At 70.0% G+C, this 15,982-nt stretch carries 13 protein-coding genes; 4 read left to right on the forward strand and 9 right to left on the reverse strand.

All coding sequences use genetic code 11. The features are described 5' to 3' along the window. Window positions 1–9: 9 nt before the first annotated feature. From pucL to ABD235_RS06715, 9 genes are all read right to left on the reverse strand, one after another. Complete coding sequence (gene pucL, locus ABD235_RS06675) at window positions 10–915, reverse strand: factor-independent urate hydroxylase (protein WP_344171008.1); 906 nt, start codon at window positions 913–915, stop codon at window positions 10–12. A gap of 4 nt (window positions 916–919) precedes the next feature. Beyond that, on the reverse strand, window positions 920–1,276 hold the full coding sequence (uraH, locus tag ABD235_RS06680) for a hydroxyisourate hydrolase (protein WP_344171011.1): 357 nt from the start codon (window positions 1,274–1,276) through the stop codon (window positions 920–922). Then, a complete protein-coding gene (gene uraD / locus ABD235_RS06685; protein WP_344171014.1) occupies window positions 1,273–1,779 on the reverse strand; it encodes a 2-oxo-4-hydroxy-4-carboxy-5-ureidoimidazoline decarboxylase in 507 nt (168 codons plus the stop codon). The genes uraH and uraD (ABD235_RS06685) overlap by 4 nt, the downstream gene beginning before the upstream one ends. Continuing rightward, on the reverse strand, window positions 1,779–3,068 hold the full coding sequence (gene guaD, locus ABD235_RS06690) for a guanine deaminase (protein WP_344171018.1): 1,290 nt from the start codon (window positions 3,066–3,068) through the stop codon (window positions 1,779–1,781). Before guaD ends, uraD (ABD235_RS06685) begins: the two co-directional genes overlap by 1 nt. After that, the gene (gene xdhC / locus ABD235_RS06695; protein ID WP_344171021.1) at window positions 3,065–3,901 is read right to left on the reverse strand and encodes a xanthine dehydrogenase accessory protein XdhC; all 837 of its coding nucleotides are present in this window, start codon (window positions 3,899–3,901) and stop codon (window positions 3,065–3,067) included. The genes guaD and xdhC overlap by 4 nt, the downstream gene beginning before the upstream one ends. 1 nt (window position 3,902) lies before the next feature. Next, window positions 3,903–6,257 (reverse strand): xanthine dehydrogenase molybdopterin binding subunit, encoded by a 2,355-nt coding sequence (gene xdhB, locus ABD235_RS06700; protein WP_344171024.1) that lies wholly within the window; start codon window positions 6,255–6,257, stop codon window positions 3,903–3,905. After that, window positions 6,254–7,687 carry a xanthine dehydrogenase small subunit gene (locus tag ABD235_RS06705; protein ID WP_344171027.1) on the reverse strand — a complete coding sequence of 478 codons (1,434 nt, stop codon included), beginning with the start codon at window positions 7,685–7,687 and terminating at the stop codon, window positions 6,254–6,256. The genes xdhB and ABD235_RS06705 overlap by 4 nt, the downstream gene beginning before the upstream one ends. Next, window positions 7,684–9,612, reverse strand: a complete 1,929-nt coding sequence (gene uraD, locus ABD235_RS06710; protein WP_344171030.1) for a 2-oxo-4-hydroxy-4-carboxy-5-ureidoimidazoline decarboxylase — start codon at window positions 9,610–9,612, stop codon at window positions 7,684–7,686. The genes ABD235_RS06705 and uraD (ABD235_RS06710) overlap by 4 nt, the downstream gene beginning before the upstream one ends. Before the next feature lie 145 nt (window positions 9,613–9,757). Further along, window positions 9,758–11,305 (reverse strand): PucR family transcriptional regulator, encoded by a 1,548-nt coding sequence (locus ABD235_RS06715; RefSeq protein ID WP_344171033.1) that lies wholly within the window; start codon window positions 11,303–11,305, stop codon window positions 9,758–9,760. Between the two features lie 129 nt (window positions 11,306–11,434). Between ABD235_RS06715 and ABD235_RS06720 the strand changes: the two genes are divergently transcribed. From ABD235_RS06720 to ABD235_RS06735, 4 genes are read left to right on the forward strand one after another with little or no spacing between them, the layout of a single operon-like run. After that, window positions 11,435–12,229 carry a hydroxypyruvate isomerase family protein gene (locus tag ABD235_RS06720; protein WP_344171036.1) on the forward strand — a complete coding sequence of 265 codons (795 nt, stop codon included), beginning with the start codon at window positions 11,435–11,437 and terminating at the stop codon, window positions 12,227–12,229. Continuing rightward, window positions 12,226–13,110: a 2-hydroxy-3-oxopropionate reductase gene (locus ABD235_RS06725; RefSeq protein WP_344171038.1), complete on the forward strand. Its 885-nt coding sequence runs from the start codon at window positions 12,226–12,228 to the stop codon at window positions 13,108–13,110. Before ABD235_RS06720 ends, ABD235_RS06725 begins: the two co-directional genes overlap by 4 nt. After that, window positions 13,110–14,885 carry a glyoxylate carboligase gene (gcl, locus tag ABD235_RS06730; protein WP_344171041.1) on the forward strand — a complete coding sequence of 592 codons (1,776 nt, stop codon included), beginning with the start codon at window positions 13,110–13,112 and terminating at the stop codon, window positions 14,883–14,885. Before ABD235_RS06725 ends, gcl begins: the two co-directional genes overlap by 1 nt. Further along, window positions 14,885–15,982: a glycerate kinase gene (locus ABD235_RS06735; RefSeq protein WP_344171043.1), complete on the forward strand. Its 1,098-nt coding sequence runs from the start codon at window positions 14,885–14,887 to the stop codon at window positions 15,980–15,982. The genes gcl and ABD235_RS06735 overlap by 1 nt, the downstream gene beginning before the upstream one ends.

The raw sequence follows: 15,982 nt of genomic DNA on the forward strand, positions 1-15,982 counted from the left end.
CCGCGGGGCTCAGCAGAAGCCCGGTACGGCGTGCCAGGCACTGCCCGCGTCGCTGGCCTCGTCACGAACGACCGTTGCCTCGATCAACCCGTACGGGCGGTCCGCGGCGATGAAGACCTCACCGGGGTTCTCGACCTCGAACGGCGACAGGTCGACCAGGAAGTGGTGCTTGTTCGGCGCCGAGAACTTGATCTCCGCGACCTCCGGGTGCCGCTCGAGCACCGCCTCGCCCATCCCGTACAGCGTCTGCTGCAACGCGTAGCTGTGGATCCGCGCGAACTGCTCGAGCAGCAGTCCCTTGATCTCGTCGTACGACTTGTCCCAGTCGACCTCGGTGTGGTCGTAGCGCCACCGGGCGACCAGCGAGGTCGCGAGGATCCGGTCGTCGGTCTCCGGCAGCGTCGTGTACTTGTCCTTGCGGAACCCGTGGAACTCCGAGCCGGTCGACTTCAGCACGGTGAGGTCGTGGATCCCCGAGACGACGTGAGCGCGCCGCTCGGCACCGCGGCCCTCGACGTTGACGATCGTCGACCGGATGCCGCTGCCGGACCGGACGAACGAGTGGTCGTGCTCCTGGCCGTCGACCAGGATCCGCTCCCACGGGTACTCCTCGATCGCGATCCGGGCGCCGTCGGCGGCCGGCGTGGCCTCGAGGAAGTGGTCGCCGAGGGTCAGCGCGAAGTCCTCGATCGCGCCGACGCCCTTCTCCTTGGCGAACGCGAACGCGGTGTTCTTCTGCGTGTCGGTCGGCAGCACCTCGGCCTGGTTGCCGGTGATGTGCGCGTCCTCGAACCGGCCGCGCAGCGCGGACGAGACGTTGAGGTCACGGATCTGGTGGCGCGGGGTGTCACGGTAGATGCGCACGACGCGGCTCTCGGCCTTGCCGTACTGGTTGGCTCCCAGGTGGATCGCCATCGGGTCAGCTCCCTCGATAGGTGGAAAAGGCGAACGGGCTGAGCAGCAGCGGGACGTGGTGGTGCCGCTCGTCGGTGATCGTGAAGGTCACGGTGACCTCGGGGAAGAAGATCTCCTGGCCGGACGCGGCCGCGTAGGCGGCGACGTCGAACCAGAGCTGGTACGTGCCGGGCGCGAGCCCGTGCGGGGTCAGGTCGTTGACGCGGCCGTCGTCGTTGGTCCGGCCGGAGCCGAGCTCGACCACCAGGTCGGCGGCGCGGTCGCCCGGCCGCTCGGTGCCGATCCGCGACAGACGAACCGGTACGCCGGCCGCCGGCTTGCCCAGCGCGGTGTCGAGAACGTGCGTGCTGACGGTGCTCATACGGCCACCTCCTGGTCGACGACCTTGGTCAGCCGCAGGACGGCGATCTTGCGCAGCTCGTCCCGTACGACGGTTCGCTCGGTCGCGTCGTCGTGACCCATCCGCTCGCGCAGCGAGGCCAGCATCTCCGCGGCCGACAGCCCGGTCGCGCAGATCAGGAACACCCGGCCGAACCGCTCCTCGTACAACCGGTTGCCCTCGGCAAGTGCAGCCCGCACGGCGGTGTCCTCGCCGACCCCGGACTGCTCGTCACGCGACCAGGCGGCCTCGGTGGTCGCACCGGACGCCTGGTCGCCGATCCGCGGGTGCGCGGCCAGCGCCTTCTCGACCTCGGCGTCGTCGAACGTGCTGACGGTCCGGTCCGCGACCGCGGTCAGCGCCGCGAGGTCGTCGTACGGGCGCCCGGCGAGCACGCTGTCGACCCAGCGGTCGACGTCGCAGCAGGCCGACAGCGTCGGTCTCAGTCGTTCGGCCGGCTCGGCGTTGAAGGCGCGCAGGTCCATCAGTTCTCCCCAGTGGTGAGCAGCTCGCCGTCGATCCAGACGGCGCGGACGTCGGCGGGTGTGCCGAGCGTGAAGATCCGGGCCAGTACTTCCTCCGCGTCGGCCGCGTGCGTGATGCCGACCGCCAGCGGTGAGCTGTCGGCGGGTCGCAGCAGCTGGGCGTCGAAGCGTTTGCCGACGCTCAGGTCGCCGACCGCGTCCAGACCGAGCGCTTCGGCCCCGGCCGAGGTGGACAGGTGGAGCAGGTGCGCCGAGGTCAGCGGGTGACCGTTGTCGCCGAGGAGCTGCTGGCAGAAGTACGCCTGCAGGCCCTCTTTCAGCAGGGAGAAGCCCGTGCCCGCGCCGACGTCCGATCCGAGCGCGACGCGGACGCCGTGGTCGAGGTGCCGGCCGATCGGGAACAGGCCGCTGCCGAGCGCCGCGTTGCTCGTCGGGCAGTGCGCGACGGTCGCGCCGCTCGTACCCAGCAGCTTCAGCTCGACGTCGGTCGGGTGGACGTTGTGAGCGAAGACGCTGTGCCGTCCGACCAGGCCGTGCTTGTCGTACGTGCTGAGGTAGTCGCTGCCGCCGAACAGCTCGGCGACCGTGGCGATCTCGGCGTCGTTCTCGTTCAGGTGCGAGGTGAACCACGCGTCCGGGACGTCGTTCATGACGTCGTGACAGGCGGCGAGCAGCTCGTCGGTGCACGACAGCGAGAAGCGTGGCGTCACGGCGTACCGGTTGCGGCCGACGTCGTGCCAGCGGTTGGCGAGGGCAACGGACTCGGTGTGCGCGCGATCCGGGGTCGTGAGCAGGTCGGGGCGTAGCAGCCGGTCGCTGACGACCAGGCCGCTGGTGACGCGCAGGCCGACGCGGGAAGCGGCGGAGAAGAGTGTGTCCATCGCGTCGACGTAGTGGGCGCCGAAGACCAGCGCGCTCGTCGTACCGGCGGCCGCGAGACCGCGGACGAACTCGTCGGCCACGCTACCGGCGTACTCCGGGTCGGCCATCCGGGCTTCCTCGGGCAGCGCGTACTTGTCGAGCCACTCCATCAGCGGCATCCCCATCCCGCCGACCGCGCGGATCTGCGGGAAGTGCACGTGCGTGTCGACGAACCCGGGCAGTACCAGCCCGCCGGTCAGGTCGACGACCTGCTCGGCCGGGTGGGCGCGGCGCAGCTCCTGGTAGGGGCCGCGGGCACGGATCACGCCCTCCTCGACCAGGAGTGCGGCGTCCGTGGCGACGCGCAGGGTGCCGCCGGTGAACGGGTTCTCAGGGGTGTCGAGGAACGTGCCTCGGAAGAGCGTCATGCTGTTGCCTCACGATGGGCCGGCGCCTGGTTGCGCTCGGCAATGAACTGGTGGAGCAGCCAGGCCGCCACGCTGACGGCGATGGTGGCCGGCTCCTTGCCGGGCAGGTCCGGCAGACCGATCGGGGTGGTGATCCTGGCGATCGCCTCGGGCGGGTTGCCGTCCTCGGCGAGCTTGCGCTGGAACCGCGACCACTTCGCGCTGGAGCCGATCAGGCCGATCGTCGCCAGTTGACCGTTGCGCAGCGCGGCGTCGCAGAGGGCGGCGTCCTCCGCGTGGTCGTGGGTCATCACCAGTGCGTGGGTGCCGGGCGGCAGCTCGCTGACGACGAGCTCGGGGAGCACGGGAACCTGGTGGATGTGGACGCCCGCCACAGCGTCGTCCAGGACTGAGAGCCGTTGCGCGGTCAGCTGCTCGGGCCGCGAGTCGATCAGGTGCAGCTCGAGGTCGTGCCGTGCCAGGATCCGCGCCAGCTCGAGCCCGACGTGGCCGATCCCGAAGATCGCGACCGACGGCACCACAGCGAGCGGCTCCAGCAGCAAGTTCACCTCACCGCCGCAACACTGCACGGCCTGCTGGTACGGCGCCTTGTCCGACAGCTTGAACTCCAGCACCTCGGGCTCTGCCAGTTGCTCGGCGATCATCGCGCGGGCCCGGTCGACGGCAACCATCTCCAAGTTGCCGCCGCCAACGGTCGCCCACACCTGGTCAGCACCGACGACCATCTTCGCGCCGGCCTCGCGTGGAGCATGCCCCCGCACGGACACCACCGTCACCAGCACCCCGGGACGTCGTTGTTCTCGCAACCGCTGGACTGCTCTGACCCACTCCATCTCAGACACCACTCAAACTCAAAGCAGGTTGTACGGAACGTGCCTTCTCCAGTGCCCAGAACACCGCTTCCGGGGTTGCGGGGGAGGGGAGGTCGACGCTGGTTCCGGCCGGGCCGAACGCAGCGGCGGCTTGGCGCAAGGCTTCTCGCACCGAGAACGCCAGCATGAGCGGCGGTTCGCCGACCGCCTTGGAGCCGTACACGGCGCCGTCCTCGTGCGCCTTCTCCAGCAGGTGCACGTTGAACACCTGCGGCATCTCCGAGAAGCTCGGCAGCTTGTACGTGCTCGCCGCCTGCGTCGCCAACCGCCCGCGGTTCGGGCCGTCGCTCTCGTCCCAGCGCAGGTCCTCCAGCGTCAGCCAGCCGGCGCCCTGGACGAAACCGCCCTCGATCTGGCCCACGTCGATCAGTGGGCTGAGGCTGTCGCCGACGTCGTGCACGATGTCGACCCGGCGCAGCGTGTAGCCGCCGGTGAAGCCGTCGACCTCGACCTCGGACGCCGCGACGCCGTACGCGAAGTACTTGAACGGCTCGCCGTGCATCGCGTTCGCGTCCCAGTGCAGCCCTTCGGTCCGGTAGAAGCCGGCCGCCCAGAGCTGGACGCGCTGGTGGTACGCGCTGTGCACGATCTCCTCCCACGGCACGCCGTCACCGGACAGCCCGCGAGCGATCCCGTCGACGAACCGGACGTCGTGCGGGCTGATCCCGAGGCGCCCACCGGCGACCTGTTCGAGCCGCTCGCGGATCTGCTCGCAGGCGTTCTTGATCGCCGCACCGTTGAGATCGGCGCCCGAACTGGCCGCGGTCGCCGACGTGTTCGGCACCTTGTCGGTGCGCGTCGGCGCGAGCCGCACCCGCTCCAGCGGTACGCCGAGCGTCGTGGCCGCGACCTGCAGCATCTTCGTGTGCAGCCCCTGGCCCATCTCCGTGCCGCCGTGGTTGATCAGCACCGAGCCGTCCTTGTAGACGTGCACCAGCGCACCGGCCTGGTTGAACGCGGTCAGGTTGAACGAGATCCCGAACTTCACCGGTGTCGCCGCGAGCGCGCGCTTGCGGTTCGGGTGCTCCGCGTTGAACCGCGCGATCTCCTCCTGCCGGCGCGCGATCTCGCCGTTGCTCAGCACCTCGCTCCAGCACGCTTCGAGCCGCTCCGCGTGCCGGACCGGCTGCCCGTACGGCGTGGTGTGGCCGGGCTGATAGAGGTTGCGCCGCCGCAGTTCCATCGCGTCGTATCCGAGCAACGGCGCGCAGCGCCCGAGCAGGTCCTCGATGACGAGCATGCCCTGCGGGCCGCCGAACCCGCGGAACGCGGTCTGCGACGTCTTGTTCGTCTTGGCAATCTGTCCGTCGACGCGCACGTTGGGGATCCAGTACGCGTTGTCGATGTGGCACATCGCGCGGGCCAGGACGGGCTCGGACAGGTCGAGGCTCCAGCCGCCGTCCGCGGTGAGCGTCGCGTCGAGCGCGACGATCCGGCCCTCGTCGTCGAACCCGGCCCGCCACCGGCTGTGGAAGCCGTGCCGCTTGCCGGACATCGTCACGTCCTGTGTGCGGTTGAGCCGCAGCCGAACCGGTCGTCCGGTCAGCGTCGCGCCCAGCGCGGCGATCGCGGCGAACCCGTGCGGCTGCATCTCCTTGCCGCCGAAGCCGCCGCCCATCCGCAGGCACTGCACGGTCACCGCGTGACTCGCGACACCGAGCACGTGCGCGACGATCTCCTGGGTCTCCGACGGGTGCTGCGTGCTGCTCTGGACGAAGATCTGACCGCCCTCGTCGACCAGCGCGAGCGCGCAATGGGTCTCCAGGTAGAAGTGCTCCTGCCCGGCGAACTCGAACTCGCCCTGGAACACGTGTACCGCCTCGGAGAGCGCGCTCTCGACGTCGCCGTGCTCGAGGTGCCGGCCGGTGCCCTGGAAGTTGCCTGCGGCAATCGCTTCGCGGACCGTGACCAGGGACGGCAGTTCCTCGTACTCGACCTCGACCGCCGCCGCGCCGAGTCGCGCGGCCTCGAGCGTCTCGCCGAGCACCCAGCAGATCGCGTGGCCGTGGAACATCACCTCGGTGTCGGGGAACAGCGGCTCGTCGTGCTTCACCCCGGCGTCGTTGATCCCGGGGACGTCGTCGGACGTCAGGACGCGGACAACACCTGGTACGTCGTACGCCGGCTTGACCCGCAGGTCGAGGATCCGGGCGTGCGCGTGCGGGGACTGGACCGGGTAGGCGTGCAGGACGTCGCGGGTCCGGACGACGAGGTCGTCGGTGTAGAGGGCCTCGCCGGTGACGTGCAGCGCGGCGCTCTCGTGCGGCAGCGGTACACCGACCACCGCCTGGGCGGGACGCTCGGACAACTGGCTCATGCGCTGACCTCCTCGACGTCGAGCTGCTGGGCGTGGAAGCGGAGGAGCGACTGGCCGAGCATCGCCGACCGGTACGACGCGCTGGCGCGGTGGTCGTCCATCGGGGTGCCTTCGGTCGCCATCACCGCGGCGGCCTCGCGGACCGTGCGCTCGGTCCACGGGCGGCCGATCAGGGCTTGCTCGGTCGCCGTCGCGCGCAGCGGGGTGGCGGCGACGCCGCCGAGGCCGATGCGGGCTTCGCGGACGATCCCGTCGACGACGTCGAGCGCGTAGCCGACGGCCACGCTGGAGATGTCGTCGAAGCGGCGCTTGGCGATCTTGTGGAACGCGGTCAGCGGAGCGAGGGGCCGCGGGACGAGGATCGCGCGGATCAGCTCGTCGGGGGACTTGAGGGTTTGCCGGTAGCCGGTGAAGTAGTCGGCCAGGGCAACGACCCGCTCGCCGCGACGGGACGCCAGGACGAGCTGGGCGTCGAGCGCGAGCAGGGCGGGCGGGGTGTCGCCGATCGGTGAGCCGGTCCCGAGGTTGCCGCCGATGGTCGCGCCGTTGCGAATCAGCCGCGAGGCGAACTGCGGGAACATCTGCTCGAGCAGCGGGACCCGCCCCGCGAGCATCCGCTCGATCTCGGTCAGCGTCAGCGCGGCGCCGATCCGGATCTGGTCGTCACTGACCTCGAACTCGCGAAGCTCACTCAGCCGATCGACAGCAACCACCAGAGGAGACCGAACGCCCCGAAGGTTCACCTCGACCCCCATATCGGTCGACCCGGCAACGACCTTGGCTTCCGGGCTCTCGGCAAGGATGTCGAGTACGTCGCTCAACCGCGCAGGCCGCACGAACTCGGAGTCCCCCGACACCACCCGAGTCACCGCCGCCGGCGGAGGAGCAGCCGCCTGACGAGCAGCCAGCTTGTCGTCGACGTCCGGCTCACCCAACGCGTAGGCAGCGTCGCGAATCGGCCGGTACCCCGTACAACGGCACAAGTTCCCACTCAATGCATGCAGATCGAATCCGTTCGGGCCGTGCTCACCATCTCCTGTGCACGCCGTACGGGTTGGGCGGTAGAACTCGGCGGCCATGCTGCAGACGAAGCCCGGGGTGCAGAAGCCGCACTGGGAGCCGCCGCGCACTGCCATCTCCTGCTGGACGGGGTGGAGGGCCGAGCTCGTGCCCAGGCCTTCCGACGTGATGACTTCCTGGCCGTCCAGAGCGGCGACCGGGACCAGGCAGGCGTTGATCGCCGTCCACTCGGTCGGGCTGTCGATGCCCGGCCGCGCGACCAGGATCGAGCAGGCGCCGCACTCGCCTTCGGCGCAGCCCTCCTTCGCGCCGGTCAGGCCGCGGTCGCGGAGCCAGTCCAGGGTGGTGGTGTGGACCCCGGCGCCGTCCAGCGAGACGTCGGCGCCGTTGACCTTGAGATGCGTGCTCATCGGTTGCTGCTCCAGCGGGTGCGTGCGCTGTGGATGGGGTTGGCGTCGCTCAGGAAGTCGTCGAAGCGGTAGCCGGCGATCTTCGCGATCTCGAGCAGCGCGGCGGCGTGCTCCTGGTTCTCGCAGTTGCCGAGCCGATCGCGGCCCTGCTCGACGATCTTGGCGAACGAGTCCGCGTCGCGGACCGAGATGACCAGCGGGAAGCCGAAGCGTTCGCGGTACTGCTCGGTGATCGCCGCCAGCTCGTCCCGCTCGGGCTCGGCCAGGAAGGTGAGCCCGCGGGTGGCCTGGTCCCGCAGCGACGCCTCGCCGCTCAGACCGTCGGCGACGAACTGCGACCCGAGCTGCGGGTAGGACTCGATCAGCTCACGCTGCTCCTCGACCGACCCGGAGAACAGCGCCTCCTGGAACGACCGCCGCAGCGCGTGGGTGTCGGCGAACGGCCGCATCTCCCAGGCCCGCTCGACCATCCACCGCGGTCCCTGGAACAGCCCGGCGAACGTCTCGACGAACTCCTCCTGCGACATCTTGTTCACCTGGTCCAGCCGGACGGCGCTGGCTCCCGGCTGCCCGGCGACCGCCGGGCCGAAGTCCTTGCCGACGTGGTGGAACAGCAGGTTCAGCAGGATCGCGGTCAGGCTGCCGAGCGTGATGCCGCTGCCGAAGATGATCTCGGCCCAGTCGGGCACGGCCTGGGCGACCTGCGGCTGCGCGGTCACGTACATGGCCAGCCCGACACTGGTCGCGACGATCACCACGTTGCGGTGGTCGTGGAAGTCGACCTTGGTCAGCGTCTGGAAGCCGACGACGGCCACGGTCGCGAACATCGCCAGGGCGGCACCGCCGAGCACCGGGTGCGGGATGCCGGCCACGATCGCGCCGGCCTTCGGCAGCAGGCCGAGGACGATCATGATGACGCCGGCCGCCGCGACCACCCAGCGGCTCTTCACCCGGGTCAACCGGACCAGGCCGACGTTCTCGGCGAAGCAGGTGTAGGGGAAGGAGTTGAAGATTCCGCCGATGGTGGTGGCCAGGCCGTCGGCCCGCAGGGCCCGGGCGACGTCCTCGCGGCCGATCCGCTTCTCGACGATCTCACCGGTCGCGAACACGTCGCCGGTCGTCTCGACCGCGGTGATCAGCATGACGACGACCATCGAGATGATCGCGGCGATCGAGAACTGCGGCCAGCCGAAGTAGAAGGGTGTGGTCACTCCGACCCAGCCGGAGTCGGCGACGGCGCCGAAGTGGGCGTCCCCGAACGCCCAGGCGACCAGCGTGCCGGCGACCAGGCCGACCAGGACGGCGACCGTCGCCATGAAGCCCTTGAACACCCGCTGGATCAGCACGATCAGTCCGAGCGTGCCCAGCGCGTACGCGAGGTTCTTGCCGCTGGTCGGGTCCGAGGTCGGCCCTGCGCCGCCGGTGGCGTCCCCGGCCGCGACCGGCAGCAGCGCGAGGCCGATGATCGTGATCACCGAGCCGGTGACGACCGGCGGGAAGAAGCGGATCAGCCGGCTGAAGAACGGTGCGATGAAGAACGTCGCCAGACCGGCGACCAGGACCGCGCCGTAGATGACCAGCAGTCCGTCCGTGCCGCCGCCGGCGGCCATGCCGATCGCGATCATCGGCGACACGGCGGTGAACGTCACGCCCTGCAGCAGCGGGAGCCGGACGCCGACCTTCCAGAAGCCGACCGACTGGATGATCGAGGCGATGCCGCAGGTGAACAGGTCGGCGTTGATCAGGTGCACCAGCTGCTCGGTGCTGAGGCCGATCGAGTTCGCCAGCAGGATCGGGACGATCACCGCGCCGGCGTAGAAGGCGAGCACGTGCTGGGTGCCGTAGATCGCGAGTCGGCCGGGCGACATCACCTCGTCGACGGGATGACGGGCGGTGTGGCGGCGGGGGCGCAGGGCTGCCTTCATCGAACACCCTCCAAGGGGTCGGCGGCGGGGATTGTGACCTGCACGACAGCTTGCGTTCACCGCGCGGTCCCGGGCTAGCGAGGAACCTCCGAAGTTCGCCCGCTCCGGCCCGCCCGGTTCTGTGCGATCACCCAAAGAGCGGGGCTCAGAGCGACTTGAGCGCCAGGAACACGTCGATCTTGTCCTCGAGCTGGGACAGATCGCGACCGGTCAGTTGCTCTACGCGTTCGATCCGGTACCGGACCGTGTTGACGTGCAGGTGCATCGCCTCGGCGGTCCGCGCCCAGGATCCCGAGCAGGCGAGGAACTCGCGCAGCGTGGCGAGCAGGTCGCCGCCGGTCTTGCGGTCGTGCTCGAGCACCGGGCCGAGCACGCGGTGCGTGTACGTACGCCGTACGTCGTCCGGCACTGTGGCGAGCAGGAGCACGTGGGACGCGACCTGGTCCGAGGTGACCACCGACACGGGCGTGATGCCGGCGCGCGCGACCCGGTGGGCGAACCGCGCTTCCTCCAGTGCGCCGGCCAGGGCGTCGACGGAGGTCTCGCCGCTGATGCCGACGGCGATCCTGGAGCGTCCGAGGCCGGGAGCGAGCCGACCGAAGGCGCGGCGCAGGAGCACTGGCAAATCAGGGGCTGAAGGCAACAATCCGATCAGGAGGCCGTCCCGGCCGGGGGCAACGGTCGCCGGCCCGATCGTGCCGGCCACGTCCTCGAACACCGTGACCGCGACCTCGGCGTCCCGCGGGGCTTGGTCGGCGGGCTGCGGCGTGTGCAGCTCGGCGACGACGACCACCATCGGCCGGTCGGGCTGGGCGCCGGCCTGGCGCAGCCGGGTGGTGACCTCGGGCAACAGTCCGCCGGACTCGACCAGGCTCAACGCGTCGGCCATCAGCGGCCGCAAGGCGTGCCGGCCTTCGTCTCGTCGTACGCGGTCGAGGGCGGCGATGGCGCACAGCTCGTGCACGGTCTCGACCTGGTCGCGCGGCCACTGCGAGTGGTCGCCCTCGATCACCAGCAGCCAGGCGGTCAACCGGTTGCCGAGGCCGGACCCGACCGGGAACACGCTGTACGCCGCGTCGCCCGCGTCGGCGACGGCCGGTGTGCGGTCGGCCGTGAGGAACCGGCGAGTGACCGCGTCGAGCGTCAGGTCGTCCAACGGCTCCGGACCCGGTACGACGTGCCGCCCGGTCGGCGTGATCACCCGGCAGGTGTGCCCGATGTCGGCGGAGATCTGGGCCGCGAGCTCGTCGAGGCTGCGGCCGGACGCGATGGCCGAGAGCAGTTGGCGCTGGCGGACCAGGCTGGCGGAGAGCCGGGCGCCGCTGTCGGTGGCGGCCGCGACGTACTCCGTGACGTCCGCGAACGCGACCTCGGTCGGCACCTCGACCAGCGTGAGCTGGTGGCGGCGGCAGGCCTCGACCAGGTCTTCGGGGATCGTGCCGAACAGCGCCTTGCCGGCCAGGATCGTGGTCGCGCCGCGGCCCGCGACCGACGCCACGAAGGTCTCGCTGTCCGTGGGGCCGCGGCGCCAGACCAGACCGGTCAGGACCAGTTCGCCGCCGCTCAGGTAGTTGCCGGGCTCAAGCAAGTCGGTCGTGACGAGCCGGCCGATCGGGCGGTCGGCGGCGTCCTGGGCCTGGTGCAGCAACCGCAGGCCGAGCTCCGGCGCGTCGAACAGTTCGGACAGCAGCACGCGATCACCTCCGGCCCCTTTGGAGAAACCTACAGCGCCCGGGGCGCTTGACGCTGCCGGTGCGGGCAACTTATCGTCCTTTCGCAAGACAGAAACTAGATTCCACAATGCGGAAGATGAGGCCTGATCATGCTGCGCTACACGGTGAACTGCTCGATCCTGTTCACCGAACTCCCGCTGCTCGAGCGACCGTCCGCCGCGCGGACGGCCGGGTTCGACGCCGTCGAGTTCTGGTGGCCGTTCGCCGAGGCCGTCCCGGCCGACGCCGAGATCGACGCGTTCGTGCGGGCGATCGACAACGCCGGGGTCCAGCTGACCGGGCTCAACTTCTTCGCCGGCGACATGCCGGGCGGCGACCGCGGCCTGGTGTCCTGGCCGAAGCGGTCGGGGGAGTTCCGCGACAACCTCGACGTCACCGTGGGCATCGGCGAGCGGCTCGGGTGCGGGGCGTTCAACGCGCTGTACGGCAACCGGGTCGACTCGGCCCAGCCGGCCGAGCAGGACGAGCTTGCGGTCGAGAACCTCGGGCTGGCGGCTGAGGCCGCCGCGCGGATCGGAGCCGTCGTACTGGTCGAACCGGTCAGCGGCGCCGAGCGGTATCCGCTGCTGACCGCGGCCGACGCGCTGGCCGTGATCGACCGCGTGCAAGCGGCGTACGACGTACCGAACGTCGGGCTGCTCGCGGACCTCTACCACCTCGCGGTCAACGGCGACGACGTCGACCAGGTGATTGCCCGGCACATCGATCGGATCGCGCACGTGCAGATCGCGGACTCGCCCGGGCGCAACGAGCCCGGCACCGGCACGCTGCCGCTGCGGGCGCAGCTGAGCGCGCTCGAAGCCGGTGGTTACACCGGCCTGGTCGGACTGGAGTACAAGCCGTCGACCACCACTCTCAAGAGCTTTGACTGGAGCATCCAATGACCAACATCGCCTTCATCGGCCTCGGCATCATGGGCAGCCCGATGGCCGTGCACCTCGCGAACGCCGGCCACCGCGTCGCCGGGTACAACCTCGACATGGACCGTGCTAAGCCGCTGGTCGAGGCCGGCGGTGTCGCCGCGGCGTCGATCGCGGACGCCGTCAAGGACGCGGACGTGGTCTGCGTGATGGTGCCGGACTCGCCGGACGTCGAGCTGGTGCTGGCCGGTCCGGACGGAGTCTTCCAGAACGCGCCGACCGGTGCCCTGGTCATCGACTTCTCCAGCATCCGGCCCGACGTCACCATCGAGCTTGCCGCCCAGGCCCGGGCGAACGGGTTCCGGTTGCTCGACGCACCGGTTTCCGGCGGTCAGGCGGGGGCGGAGAACGCCGCGCTGTCGATCATGGTCGGCGGTGAGGCCGAGGACTTCCAGACCGCCAAGCCGCTGTTCGACCGGGTCGGCAAGACGATCGTGCACGTCGGCGGGAACGGCGCGGGCCAGACCGTCAAGGCCGCCAACCAGCTGATCGTTGCCGCGAACATCCAGGCGCTGTCGGAGGCCGTCGTCTTCCTCGAGGCGTACGGCGTCGACACGAAGGCCGCGCTCGAGGTGCTGGGCGGGGGACTGGCCGGCTCGGCGGTCCTGAACCAGAAGAAGGAGAACATGCTGTCGCGGACCTTCGACCCCGGCTTCCGGATCGACCTGCACCACAAGGACATGGGCATCGTCACGGCGGCCGCCCGCGAGGCCGGCGTCGTCGTACCGCTGGGTGCTCTGGTTGCTCAGCTCGTCGCGTCGGCTCGCGCCAACGGTGACGGTGGGCTCGACCACTCCGCGCTGCTGCGTGGCGTGGAGCGGCTGTCCGGCAAGGAGATCGGCTGATGGCCAGGATGCGCGCGGTCGACGCCGCGGTCCTGATCCTGGAGAAGGAGGGATCGACGCAGGCGTTCGGGCTGCCCGGTGCCGCGATCAACCCGTTCTACAGCGCGATGCGCAAGCACGGCGGGATCAAGCACGTGCTGGCCCGCCACGTCGAAGCCGCCTCGCACATGGCCGAGGGCTACACCCGCGCCACCGCGGGCAACATCGGCGTCTGCATCGGGACGTCGGGACCGGCCGGTACCGACATGATCACCGGCCTGTACTCCGCGTCCGCGGACTCGATCCCGATCCTGTGCATCACCGGTCAGGCTCCGGTCGCCAAGCTGCACAAGGAAGACTTCCAGGCCGTCGACATCGCGTCGATCGCCAAGCCGGTGGCCAAGTGGGCCGTGACGGTGATGGAGGCCGCGCAGGTTCCGGGCACCTTCCAGAAGGCGTTCTGGTTGATGCGCGAAGGGCGGCCGGGGCCGGTGCTGGTCGATCTGCCGGTGGACGTTCAGCTGGCCGAGATCGACTTCGACATCGACACGTACGAGCCGCTGCCGGTGACGCGACCCGCCGCTTCGCGGGCCCAGGCGGAGAAGGCGCTGGAGATGCTCAACGCGTCCGAGCGACCGTTGATCGTTTCGGGTGGCGGCGTGATCAACGCCGACGCTTCGTCGTTGCTGGTGGAGTTCGCCGAGCTGGTCGGCGTTCCCGTCGTCCCGACGTTGATGGGGTGGGGGACGATCCCGGACGACCACCCGCTGGCCGCCGGGATGGTCGGGCTGCAGACTTCGCACCGGTACGGGAACGCGACGATGCTGGCCTCGGACTTCGTGCTGGGGATCGGGAACCGGTGGGCGAACCGGCACACGGGCTCGCTCCCGACGTACACGGCGGGCCGGAAGTTCGTGCACGTGGACATCGAGCCGACGCAGATCGGGCGGGTGCTCGCACCCGACTACTCGATCGTGTCCGACGCGGCCGCCGCTTTGGCGGTGTTCGTGGAGGTGGCGCGGGAGTGGGCCGCGGCTGGGCGGTTGGTCGATCGGTCTTCGTGGGTCGCCGAGTGCACGGGTCGCCGGACGTCGTTGCAGCGCAAGACGCATTTCGACAGCGTGCCGATCAAGCCGCAGCGCGTGTACGAGGAGATGAACCGGGCGTTCGGGCCCGAAACCCGTTACGTGTCGACGATCGGGCTCTCGCAGATCCAGGCGGCGCAGATGCTGCACGTCTACAAGCCGCGGCACTGGATCAACGCCGGCCAGGCCGGACCGCTGGGGTGGACCGTGCCGGCGACTTTGGGAGTCGCGGTTGCGGACCCCGAGTCGACGGTAGTCGCGCTGTCGGGCGACTACGACTTCCAGTTCCTGATCGAGGAACTGGCGGTGGGGGCGCAGTTCCAGATCCCCTACATCCACGTCGTGGTGAACAACTCGTACCTCGGACTGATCCGGCAGGCGCAGCGTGGGCTGGAGATGGACTACTGCGTGCAGCTGTCGTTCGACAACATCAACAGCCCCGAGGTCGGCGGGTACGGCGTGGATCACGTCAAGGTCGCCGAAGGCCTCGGGTGCAAGGCGCTGCGGGTGACCGCGCCGGACGAGATCCTGCCGGCGCTGGAGCAGGCCAAGAAGCTGATGGTCGAGTTCCGGGTGCCGGTCGTCGTCGAGGTGATCCTGGAGCGCGTCACGAACGTTGCGATGGGCACCGAGATCGACGGCGTGGTCGAGTTCGAGGAGCTCGCCGAGTCGCCCGAGGACGCGCCGACCGCGATCGCCGCGCTCAGCTGATGAAGGTGCTGGTTGCCTCGGACAAGTTCAAGGGCACGTTGAGCAGCGCCGAGGTCGCGGCCGCGGTCGCCGACGGCGTACGGCGGGTTCGCCCGGACGCCGTGGTCGACACGGTCCTGATCGCCGACGGCGGCGACGGCACCCTCGCCGCCGCCGTCGCGGCGGGCTTCGAGCTGGTCCCGGTCGATACCTGTGGACCCACAGGTGAGCCGGTGGTGTCCGGCTACGCCCGCCGCGACGACACCGCGGTGGTGGAGCTAGCGGATGTCTCTGGCCTGATCCGCCTTCCTGCAGGTCAACTCGCGCCCATGACCGCCACCACTCGAGGCACAGGCGAGCTGATTGCCGCCGCGGTAGCTGCCGGTTGCACCCGAGTGATCCTCGGCATCGGCGGCAGTGCCAGCACGGATGGGGGTGCCGGACTCCTCCGAGCCTTGGGCGTCCGGCTGCTCGACGCGACAGGAGCCGAGATCCCGGAGGGGGGAGAGGCGCTGGCCGCGGTGGTCACCGTGGAGCTGGAGTCGCTTCGCAAGCAGTTCAACGGTGTTGAGGTGGTTGTCGCCTGCGACGTGGACAACCCGCTGACCGGCCCGTCTGGCGCCGCTGCGACGTACGGCCCGCAGAAGGGTGCTCGGCCTGAGCAGATCGACGTACTGGACAGATCACTTGGGCACTGGGCTGAGCTTGTTGCGCCTGATCTCAAAAATTCTCCTGGTGCGGGGGCAGCCGGGGGTGTTGGGTTTGCGGCTCTGGCGGTGCTTGGAGCTGAGCTGATGCCTGGGATCGAGCTTGTGCTCGAGCTCGTGGGCTTCCAGGACCGCCTTGCGGGGGTGGATTTGGTGGTGACCGGCGAAGGCGCCCTGGACGAGCAGACCCTGCACGGGAAGGCTGTGGCCGGCGTCGCCTCGGCGGCGAAGGCTGCGGGGATTCCCGTGGTAGCCGTCTGTGGGACCAACCGGCTGGACGACGGGAGATTACGGGCGGCGGGGATCGACGCGGTGTACGCGTTGACGGATCTGGAGCCTGACGTGAGCAGGTGCATCGCCGACCCGGTGCCGTTGCTGCAAGGGCTCGGGGAACGGATCGGCCTACGATGA

The organism is Kribbella lupini, from assembly GCF_039529595.1.
Classification (GTDB): domain Bacteria; phylum Actinomycetota; class Actinomycetes; order Propionibacteriales; family Kribbellaceae; genus Kribbella; species Kribbella lupini.

Excerpts from the sequence above, each read along its gene's own strand:
- pucL (WP_344171008.1), bottom strand. The coding sequence starts at position 915 with ATGGCGATCCACCTGGGAGCCAACCAGTACGGCAAGGCCGAGAGCCGC.
- uraH (WP_344171011.1), bottom strand. The coding sequence starts at position 1,276 with ATGAGCACCGTCAGCACGCACGTTCTCGACACCGCGCTGGGCAAGCCG.
- uraD (WP_344171014.1), bottom strand. The coding sequence starts at position 1,779 with ATGGACCTGCGCGCCTTCAACGCCGAGCCGGCCGAACGACTGAGACCG.
- guaD (WP_344171018.1), bottom strand. The coding sequence starts at position 3,068 with ATGACGCTCTTCCGAGGCACGTTCCTCGACACCCCTGAGAACCCGTTC.
- xdhC (WP_344171021.1), bottom strand. The coding sequence starts at position 3,901 with ATGGAGTGGGTCAGAGCAGTCCAGCGGTTGCGAGAACAACGACGTCCC.
- xdhB (WP_344171024.1), bottom strand. The coding sequence starts at position 6,257 with ATGAGCCAGTTGTCCGAGCGTCCCGCCCAGGCGGTGGTCGGTGTACCG.
- ABD235_RS06705 (WP_344171027.1), bottom strand. The coding sequence starts at position 7,687 with ATGAGCACGCATCTCAAGGTCAACGGCGCCGACGTCTCGCTGGACGGC.
- uraD (WP_344171030.1), bottom strand. The coding sequence starts at position 9,612 with ATGAAGGCAGCCCTGCGCCCCCGCCGCCACACCGCCCGTCATCCCGTC.
- ABD235_RS06720 (WP_344171036.1), top strand. The coding sequence starts at position 11,435 with ATGCTGCGCTACACGGTGAACTGCTCGATCCTGTTCACCGAACTCCCG.
- ABD235_RS06725 (WP_344171038.1), top strand. The coding sequence starts at position 12,226 with ATGACCAACATCGCCTTCATCGGCCTCGGCATCATGGGCAGCCCGATG.
- gcl (WP_344171041.1), top strand. The coding sequence starts at position 13,110 with ATGGCCAGGATGCGCGCGGTCGACGCCGCGGTCCTGATCCTGGAGAAG.
- ABD235_RS06735 (WP_344171043.1), top strand. The coding sequence starts at position 14,885 with ATGAAGGTGCTGGTTGCCTCGGACAAGTTCAAGGGCACGTTGAGCAGC.